Genomic DNA, 9,103 nt, shown 5'->3' on the forward strand with positions numbered 1-9,103 from the left:
CCCCTGACCGGACCGCGCGCGTTCGAGAGCGTCCTGCAGCAACGCCAGCTCCGGCCCGCGCCCGACGAGACCCCCCACGCGAACGCATGCTACGCGCGAAGATCTCACCGGCGAAGACGCCGTCCACGGTTGCGGACCGCAAGCGCAGCGGGTGCGACAGGTCGGCTCGCACCAGGGGGATGTGGGACGACCGGGCGTTGTCAGTAGGCGCCCTCGCGACGCACGACGGCGAACAGCGTCCGCCAGAGGATCACGAAGTCCATGGCCAGCGACCAGTTCTCGACATAGCGCAGGTCCAGGCGGATCGACTCGTCCCACTCGAGATCGGAACGGCCGCTGATCTGCCACAGTCCGGTGAGTCCGGGCTTGACCATCAACCGGCGATGTACGTCGCCTTCGTACTGCGCCACCTCCGACGGCAGCGGCGGCCGCGGGCCGACCAGCGACATGCTTCCGTTGATGACGTTGAACAACTGAGGCAGTTCGTCCAACGACCACTTGCGCAGGAAGCGCCCGACCGGGGTCACCCGCGGATCATTACGCATTTTGAACAGCAGGCCCTCGGAACGCTCGTTCGCCCCGCGGAGCTCCTCCAGACGCGCTTCGGCGTCGATGTACATCGAACGGAACTTGTACATCCGGAATGAATCACCACCGCGACCCACCCGGGTCTGCTTGAAGATCGCCGGACCCCGGCTGTTCAGCCGCACCGCGATTGCGAGCCCCAGGAGCAACGGCGCAAAAATCATGACCGCGGTGAGCGCGAGACAACGGTCGACCAACGCCTTCAGGACCCGCCGGCCACCGGTGAGCTCCGGTTCCTCGATATGGAGCAGGGGAAGGCCAGCCACCGGGCGGATCGAAATACGGGGACCGGTGACGTCGGTGAGCGCGGAGCTCACCAGAACGTCGACGTCGCTGCCCTCGAGAGCCCACATCACCTGTCGAAGGGTGTCGCTGTCCAGCTGCGGACAGATGGCCACCGTCGTCGCTCTCGTGGCCTGGATCGCGGTGTGGAGGCTGTCCAACGTTCCGACGATCGGAACCCCGAGCAGGTCGAAGCCACTTCGTTCAGGCAGGTCATGGCTGTGGCGACCCGGGGACCGATCAAGGCAGACCCCGACCACCGACCAGCCGGACGTCGGGTCACGATGGGCCAGGCGGACAAGGGTCGCCGCCGACTCACCAGCACCGACAACCAGCACTCTGTGCAGACAGCGACGGTTTCGCCGCATATGGTGAAGAATGCCACGCCCACCACTCCGGCCGACAACCGAAAGGACGGTGGCGACGGGAAACGCAATGAGAATATAGCTTCGAGCAATCTCAAGTTTTGTCGCGTAGGAAATCACCGCGACGCATGCGGTGATCCGGGCCGCCGCGTTCACGACCCGCTTGAATTCCTCCGAACCGCCGCCGAGAAAACGTCCCTCATATGCACGCCCGAATGCCATCGACAGCGCCCAGGCCACCGGCAGTAAGCCGCTCATGAGGATGTACGGCCATGAGGACTGAAACGGATGGTCACCAAAACGCACAAAGAACGCTATAATCGCGGCCAGCACACAGCCCAGAATGTCGAACACGATGAGAAGGCGAACATACCTGCGCTCCCAGGCGACCTGAGCACGGTATCCCACCCGCTCCATGGCACCCGTGGCCGCTGATTCCGGGACGGCGGACCGACGCCGGCGAGACTGCCGGCCGTCCTCGGGCATGTCGCCGAAATCGGGATCAGCTTGATCCCACATGTCAAAACCACGGACAAGGGGGGCCAATCTGGCCCCCGTCGCTGCCCGAGCGTCACCGGGCATTGTCTCCGTCACTGCCAGCCCCCCCAGGACTCGGACGACTTCTCACTGTCTGCAATCATAAGATCTCTATCCGCACGATCGGGCGATCTGCCGCCAGCGCTCCGCCACGACCGGGTGGATGTACCCACCCGGATCATTGCGGCCACCACGGAACAGCGTCGATCAACCAGGAACCAGCTTCCGCCGCGGCCGTCCAGGCGTCGTCAAACGCCGTGTCCGGCGGGTCGGATACCCGGACGGACGCCATCGGGGTTCGATCTCCGGCAGCGCGTGCTCCGTTCCTCGGTGCGGCCTCGGTGAGGCATGGACGCGATCGCGCGACAGGTCCGACAGGTCGCAACAGAACCAATCGCGGTCCGCGAGAATCTCACCCGTCCCAACAGATCGGTAAACCGAGCCGCCGTGTTCCGGCCGCCGTTGTCAGATCCTACGGGAACCGTGAATGGCATGTCGGAACAACCGCCTGGGATTACCACACGGAAAACCGTACCGGTACCACTCGGGAAGCAATCCGGCGACCCCCTTGAGGTTACCGGAAGCGGTCGGCAAGGTGACGCGGGTCAGACATCCATGAACTTGTGGTAACCGATGGTAGCAGAGAATCACAGCCATCCACGATCGGGGACGAAGTTACGCGACGTAATTGCAACATAATGACCAGTTTACCCGGAACGCCCACCCGGATGCCCGCTCAGACGGGGGCGGCCCACGACCCAACCGGATGAAAAATCGGTATGAACCAGCATGAATGGTGCCATTCCGCCGGCGGGTCGCGGCCGGACGCTACGGCAGCGCCGCAACGAGATCAGCGACCGGCTTGCGAACCCCGGTGAAGAACGGCGTTTCCAACCGGGTATGCACCCGCGCCCGGCTGCCGCGCAGGTGCCGAAGGCAGTCGACAATCCGGTGGAGCTCGTCCGCCTCGAACGCCAGCAACCACTCATAGTCACCGAGACCGAAAGCAGCCACTGTGTTCGCCCGGACATCAGCGAACTCCCGACCCATGATCCCGTGTTCGGCCAGCATGCCCCGCCGTTCGTAGTCGGGCAGCAGATACCACTCCAGTGACCTGTTGAACGGATAGACACAGACATACGGCCGGGGATCCTCGCGCCGGACATAGGCGGGGACGTGGTTGCGGTTGAACTCGGCCGGCCGGTGCAGGCCGACCCCGGACCACACCGGGGCCATGGCCCGCCCCAGGGCACTCTGACGGAACCGCTGGTAGGTCTCCTGCAGCAGGTCCGGATCCGGACTGGTCCACCACAGCAGGACGTCGGCGTCCGCGCGGTACCCACTGATGTCGTACATGCCGCGGGTGTAGACGTCCTTGGCCAGGGCACCGGCAAGCAGGCCCTCCACCTCCGCGACGACCGCACCGCGGTCCGCGGGTAGCGGGTCCCGCGCCGCAAAGACCGACCAGGAGGTGTAGAGGAGCTCGGCATTGAGATCGCGCGCGGACAGCGCGGGAGTACCCGGGGAGATCTCGGTACTGGGCTGGATGAGGCCGCCGGCCGCGCGACCAGAGTCATGATCGCGCGGGCTTCGGCCGCTCGGAGTCTCGGACATGGCCCAATTGTCGCCTAGCCGGAGCTGCCTGGCCGGGCAGTGCCGGCAGATGCCACGTCAGTACCGCACCGTGCGCTCACCGTCGGGTACGGCTCACCGTCGGGCAGGTCTGACCATCCGGTGCGCGTCACGGCCCGATCCGCCCGGTCCGCACAGCGTCATCCGCGCGCAGCACCGTTTCCGCTGCCGCCTCGCCGGACCGGACGCATGCCGGGATGCCGACCCCGTCGTATCCCGCGCCAGCCAGTGCAAGGCCGGTGGGCAGCGCCCGGCGGGCGGCCGCGATCCGGTCCAGATGCCCGGGCAGATACTGCGGGAGCGCGTCGGGCCAGCGTGTCACCCGGCTGGCCCCCGGCCGGACCGTCAGCCCGGTCGCAGCGGCGAGCTCGGCCGCGACCACGCCGGCAAGCTCGACATCGCCCCGCTCGAGGTCACGGACGTCGCCGGCCCGCCCGACGCTTGCCCGCACGACGGTGAGGTCGGTACCGGCCGACAGATGCGGCCACTTCGCGGACACGAACGTAGCCGCCTTGACGACCCCGCCCGCACGCGGCGGCACCAGATAGCCGCTGCCGGGCGGTAGCCGCGCTCCCCGGTAGAGGAGGGTGGTCAACCCCACCGACACGTAGGGGACGGCGGCCAGCGGTGCGGCTGCGTGCGGCGCCACCCGCGCCAGCAGGGCCCGGGCCACGGCCACGGGCACGGCGAGGATCACGGCGTCGGCATCGATCTCCCGTTCGCCCGACCCGCCGGCCCCCGGGGCGGCCGGTGTGTCGGGGGCGCCGGTATCCATGACGGTCAGCCGCCAGCCCGACGGCGTCCGGCCAACCGCACGGACGGTCGCGCCGAGCACGATCGTCGCCCCGCTGGTGTCCGCGACAGCTGCCGCGAACCGTCCGAGGCCACCACGGATCGAGGCGAACACCGGTGTTCCCGCGGGATCCGCGGGCGCGGTGCGGGCCCGGACCCGGTACGCCCCGAGCAACAGCGAGCGGTCCTCGGACATGATCGGTATCAGCTGCGGAACCGTGGCGCGCAGGGACATGGCATCGGCCCGCCCCGCGTACACCCCGCCCAGCAGCGGGTCGACGAGCCGCTCGACGATCTCGCGGCCGACCCGGGCACCCACATAGCCACCGACGGTGGGGTCGTCCGGCAGGATCGTACGCGGCAGCACCAGATCGGCGGCGGCGCGGAGCAGCCCGACCGGTGAGAGCACCCGGGAACGGATCAGGCCGATCGCGTCGGTCGGCACGCCGAGCAGGGTCCGCGGCGGCAGTGGCCGCAGCCGGCCGGAGATCAGCAGCGAGGCCGCGGTGGTCGCCGGATGAACGATGTCGTGGCCCATTCCCACATGCCGGGCAAGGCGCACGGCGTCCGGTACGCGGGTCAGGAACGACTCCGCACCCTCCTCGATGGGCATGCCTTCAAACGAGGTGGTCCGCAGTTTGCCTCCGACGCGGTCGCCGGACTCGACCACGGTGACCTCAGCCCGGCCCCGTAGCGCATGGGCGGCAGCCAGCCCCGCGATGCCCGCTCCGACCACGACGACCCGCATGTGGACCCGCTCCTCCCGATCGCGGCCGCCTGCCCGATGCGGCCGCCGCGGGTCCAGTCTCCCTCCGCGCCCGACGGTCGGGTCGGGCCGCCCGGCAATGTCACGGCGTCGGCGACCAAGAACGCCCGGCGCTGCGGGCTGTCAGGCGGTCAGGCCTCGTGAACCAGGTCCACGATGTGGGCGAGTACGCCGGGATCGGTCTGCGGGAGCACTCCGTGCCCGAGATTGAACACATGACCGCTCGCCTTGGCACCGCGTGCACACACGTCGTGGACCTTGTCCGCCAGGACGTCCACCGGCGCAAAGACCGCGGTCGGGTCGAGGTTGCCCTGGACCGCGCGACCCGGACCGATCCGCCGGGCGGCCTCGTCCAACGGAACCCGCCAGTCCACCCCGACGACGTCCGCACCGGCCTCGGCCATGGCGCCGAGCAGCTCGCCGGTGTTCACCCCGAAGTGGATGCGCGGGACGTCGGCATGGTCGAATGCACCAAGCACACGCTGGCTGTGCGGGAGCACGTAACGGCGGTAGTCGGCCTCATCCAGTGCCCCGGCCCACGAGTCGAACAGCTGGACTGCGCTCACACCCGCCTCGATCTGGACCCGCAGGTAGCCGATGGCAATGTCGGCAAGGCGTTCCAGCAGGTCGTGCCACAGCCGCGGCTCGGTGTACATGAGCTCCTTGGTCCGCGCGTGCGTCCGGCTCGGGCCACCCTCGACCAGGTAGCTGGCAAGGGTGAACGGCGCGCCGGAGAACCCGATCAACGGGATTGGCCCGAGCTCGCCGACGAGCGTGCGGACGGCGTCGGCGACATACGGCACGTCCTCGTCGCCGACCGGCCGCAGACGAGCGAGCGCACCGCGGTCGCGGACCGGCTCCGCGACGACCGGGCCGACCCCGGCGACGATGTCGATGTCCATGCCGATCGCGACGAGCGGCAGGACGATGTCGGAGAACAGGATCGCGGCATCGGTGCGGAACCGACGCACCGGCTGCAGAGTGATCTCGGTCACCATGGCCGCATCGCGGCAGGAGTCGAGCATGGCTGTCCCGGCGCGCAGCCGGCGATACTCCGGGAGCGCCCGGCCCGCCTGCCGCATGAACCACACGGGCGTGCGCTCAGTGGACTGACCGCGACACGCCCGTAGGAACGGCGCGTCGCGGAGTTCGGACTCTCCAGTGGGCGCGCCCGAGACTCCGCGCCCGGGCGCCGCTGCGCGGTACATGGCCTCGATGGTTGCATGCCGGACGCGCCGGGTGTTCAGGCGGCGACCTCGATCGCCGCGACGTCGGTCACGCTCCACCATCGCGGACCGACCGATCACAGCATGAGACCGGCCGGCGGATGAGGCGACGGACGGGGGCCACAGCATGGCAACCGGACCACGCACGGCCTCGGCCACGACTACCTTCGACATGACGTAGAAGAAAATACCGTGGAGGCCCGACCATGCCAGCTGCGAGCAACACCCGCACGAACAGAGGCGAGAAGAGGTTGCTTGCCACCGCGCAGGTTGTCTCGGTCGCCGAGGCAACGTCGTTCCTCCTGCTCCTGGTCGCAACGACGATCAAGTACGGTGCCGGCCACCCCGGCGGCGTCCGGGTACTCGGTCCGATCCACGGCGGGCTCTTCCTCGCGTACTGCGCGATAATGATCGCACTGGCCCGGAGTCGGCGCTGGCCGATGTCGAAGACGCTGCTGGCGCTGGGTGCCGCCGTCCTGCCCATCGCCCCGTACATCGTGGAACGCCGGTGGCTGCACGTCCCCGCCGCGGGTCACCCACCGACGCCGGCCGGCAGCTCGACCACATCCACGACAGCCCCGACGCCTGGTACCGCGCCCTGAGTTTAGTGGTCGATGCTCACCAAAGGCGACCAGCCGGACACCCATGGGCATGCACGACACGCCGGGGCCGAATGCGTGGCAATGGGGCAGGTCCGTGCCACCGTCAGGGACGGTCCGAATGGGATGAGAGGGTCCGTGATGTCCACACGAACCCTCCCGACGTGGACGTGACCTGGGAGTGGTGTTCGGATGGAACATGTCCATGTGGGCGCCGACGGGTTAACCCAACGGGTGTGCCCCGAGTGCGGTGACATACGCGATTTCGAGCAACCGCCGTGTTCGGACGGGCACGGGGCGGAGTGTCCCGACCGGGCATGTGTCGAGTGCGGAACGGCGCTGTTCGTCGATCAACAGCAGGTCCCCGCCAGGCCGGGCCGGGCGTCGGTGGGGGTAGCACCGCGGTCCACCGGCCATCCGATCCCGCACCGGTCCCGCCATGTCGCCTGATCGGGTGTCAGGCGCGGGCAGGCATATGCATGCCCGGTCTGCTCGCCCGGTCGCCCACGCTCTGTCGCGCGCCTGCGGTCCGGACGTCCTACCGTGACGTCCATGGGCGCATCGCTGTCTCCGGAGGGCGTGCCGACAGCCTTCGTGGCCGCTACAGCCGCACTACGGGACGCGTTGGGGCGGGTGCGGTCAGAGATTGCCGTACACGAGCTCCAAGCACCTACCAGGCTGGCGCCGTATGCGTTCGCCATCGCCGGTGGTCTGGTGTGCGACGGTGACGAGGCCGCCTCCGGGCGTCTGATCCTCCTCGTCGATCCGATCGGGCACAGCGCCTGGGAAGGCACCGCACGGTTCGTCTGCTATGCCCGGGCGGCTGTCGATCCCGAGATCGCCGTGGACCCGTGCCTGCCCGAAGTCGCCTGGTCGTGGCTGCGCGAGGCGCTGGAAGCGAACCAGGCCGCCTACCGCGCGATGGGCGGCACCGTGACCATCACGAACTCGAGGCGGTTCGGCGTTCTCGCCGCGGACGGCGACAGCTCGGATGTGGAGGTGCGCTGCTCGTGGTCGCCGGACTGGGCCGAGACGACCGGTGCCGCCGGTCGCCGTGGGTGGCGTCCGACGGAGGCCGTGGCCCAACTGCATGCCTTCGCGGACCTGCTCGCCGCCATGGCCGGTCTGCCACCGCGGGTCTGCGGAGTGGTGCCGCTGCCCACCCGCCGCGACTAGGAGCGCCCGGCAATGTGTGTCACGGGGTCACGACTGGGAACAGTATCGACCGACGCAGAATTGTGATCATGGCGCTCATCATCTCACCATCGCAGGTCATAGTCGAGAACGCTCCGCGCCTGCATGGATGCCAACGGTAAAATTGATCACCCATCCCGGCACCAATTACGGGTCCACAGCGATTTGACCTGGCCTCGTCCGCCCGAGTGCCGTTCGCAGCAGCTACTTGAGACGTACCATCGCCGATCGTGACGTCGACGGTTCCGGACTCATCGCACCAGCAGGGCCACGATCCAGATGGCGGCGCCGAGCAGGCTCGACCGCTGCTGGAGCCGTCCGAAGGCATCCCCTCGGTCGTCGTCGACGAGCCTTCGCTGCGCGCGGCCGCGGCGCGGCTGGCCGCCGGGACCGGTCCGGTGGCCTTCGACGCCGAACGGGCCTCGGGGTACCGGTACAGCCAACGGGCCTATCTGGTCCAGATCCGCCGCCGCGGATCTGGAACCCACCTCGTCGACCCGATCGCGGTGCCCGACCTGTCCTGCGTCCAGGACGCCGTCGGTACCGCCGAGTGGGTCCTGCACGCCGCCAACCAGGACCTGCCCTGCCTGGCCGAGATCGGCCTGCGGCCCACCACGCTGTTCGACACCGAGCTTGCCGGCCGGCTGCTGGGTTACGAGCGGGTAGGCCTTGGGATCATGGTCGAGAAGGTACTGGGCTTCTCGCTCGAGAAGGGACATTCGGCGGCCGACTGGTCGACCAGGCCGTTACCGGAACCGTGGTTGCGCTATGCCGCGCTCGACGTCGAACTGCTCATCGAGTTGCGCGACGCCCTGCACGGCGAGCTTGCGGCGCAGGACAAGCTGCGGTTCGCCCGCGAGGAGTTCGCCGCGATCGCCGCGGCTCCGCCCCGTGAGCCGCGGCCGGAACTGTGGCGGCGTACCAGCGGGATCCACCGGGTCCGCAACCGTCGCCAGCTCGCCGCGGTCCGCTCGATGTGGACGACCCGGGATCGGATCGCCCGCGAACGGGACATCGCTCCTGGACGGGTGCTTCCCGACAGCGCGATCATCGACGCGGTCCTGCGCAACCCCGCGGACGTCGAGGCCCTGACCCAGCTGCCGATCTTCTCCGGCCCGCGGCTGC

7 protein-coding genes are annotated in these 9,103 nt (G+C 68.9%); 3 read left to right on the top strand and 4 right to left on the bottom strand.

The genetic code is table 11. The features are described from left to right. Positions 1-200: 200 nt before the first annotated feature. From U9980_RS15525 to hemE, 4 genes are all read right to left on the bottom strand, one after another. The gene (locus U9980_RS15525; protein ID WP_322768573.1) at positions 201-1,649 is read right to left on the bottom strand and encodes a sugar transferase; all 1,449 of its coding nucleotides are present in this window, start codon (positions 1,647-1,649) and stop codon (positions 201-203) included. A 948-nt stretch (positions 1,650-2,597) separates the two neighbouring features. Continuing rightward, complete coding sequence (gene hemQ / locus U9980_RS15530; RefSeq protein WP_322768568.1) at positions 2,598-3,383, bottom strand: hydrogen peroxide-dependent heme synthase; 786 nt, start codon at positions 3,381-3,383, stop codon at positions 2,598-2,600. 127 nt (positions 3,384-3,510) lie between these two features. Next, positions 3,511-4,941 carry a protoporphyrinogen oxidase gene (hemG, locus tag U9980_RS15535; RefSeq protein WP_322768569.1) on the bottom strand — a complete coding sequence of 477 codons (1,431 nt, stop codon included), beginning with the start codon at positions 4,939-4,941 and terminating at the stop codon, positions 3,511-3,513. Positions 4,942-5,090: 149 nt separating this feature from the next. Next, positions 5,091-6,167, bottom strand: coding sequence for a uroporphyrinogen decarboxylase (gene hemE / locus U9980_RS15540; RefSeq protein WP_322752725.1), 1,077 nt, complete (start codon positions 6,165-6,167; stop codon positions 5,091-5,093). A 224-nt stretch (positions 6,168-6,391) separates the two neighbouring features. Between hemE and U9980_RS15545 the strand changes: the two genes are divergently transcribed. From U9980_RS15545 to U9980_RS15555, 3 genes are all read left to right on the top strand, one after another. Further along, positions 6,392-6,787 carry a DUF3817 domain-containing protein gene (locus U9980_RS15545; RefSeq protein ID WP_322768570.1) on the top strand — a complete coding sequence of 132 codons (396 nt, stop codon included), beginning with the start codon at positions 6,392-6,394 and terminating at the stop codon, positions 6,785-6,787. Positions 6,788-7,336: 549 nt separating this feature from the next. Then, positions 7,337-7,960, top strand: a complete 624-nt coding sequence (locus U9980_RS15550; protein WP_322768571.1) for a DUF3000 domain-containing protein — start codon at positions 7,337-7,339, stop codon at positions 7,958-7,960. A gap of 248 nt (positions 7,961-8,208) precedes the next feature. After that, a partial coding sequence (locus U9980_RS15555; protein WP_322768572.1) for an HRDC domain-containing protein occupies positions 8,209-9,103 on the top strand: 895 nt, incomplete at its 3' end.

The sequence above is a fragment of the Protofrankia sp. Cr1 genome (genome assembly GCF_963555865.1).
In the GTDB taxonomy this organism is placed as follows: Bacteria; Actinomycetota; Actinomycetes; order Frankiales; family Frankiaceae; genus Protofrankia.

Bases quoted from the DNA above. Each gene is read 5' to 3' on its own strand.
- U9980_RS15545 (WP_322768570.1), top strand. From the start codon at position 6,392: ATGCCAGCTGCGAGCAACACCCGCACGAACAGAGGCGAGAAGAGGTTG.
- hemG (WP_322768569.1), bottom strand. From the start codon at position 4,941: ATGCGGGTCGTCGTGGTCGGAGCGGGCATCGCGGGGCTGGCTGCCGCC.
- hemE (WP_322752725.1), bottom strand. From the start codon at position 6,167: ATGTACCGCGCAGCGGCGCCCGGGCGCGGAGTCTCGGGCGCGCCCACT.
- hemQ (WP_322768568.1), bottom strand. From the start codon at position 3,383: ATGTCCGAGACTCCGAGCGGCCGAAGCCCGCGCGATCATGACTCTGGT.
- U9980_RS15525 (WP_322768573.1), bottom strand. From the start codon at position 1,649: ATGGAGCGGGTGGGATACCGTGCTCAGGTCGCCTGGGAGCGCAGGTAT.
- U9980_RS15550 (WP_322768571.1), top strand. From the start codon at position 7,337: ATGGGCGCATCGCTGTCTCCGGAGGGCGTGCCGACAGCCTTCGTGGCC.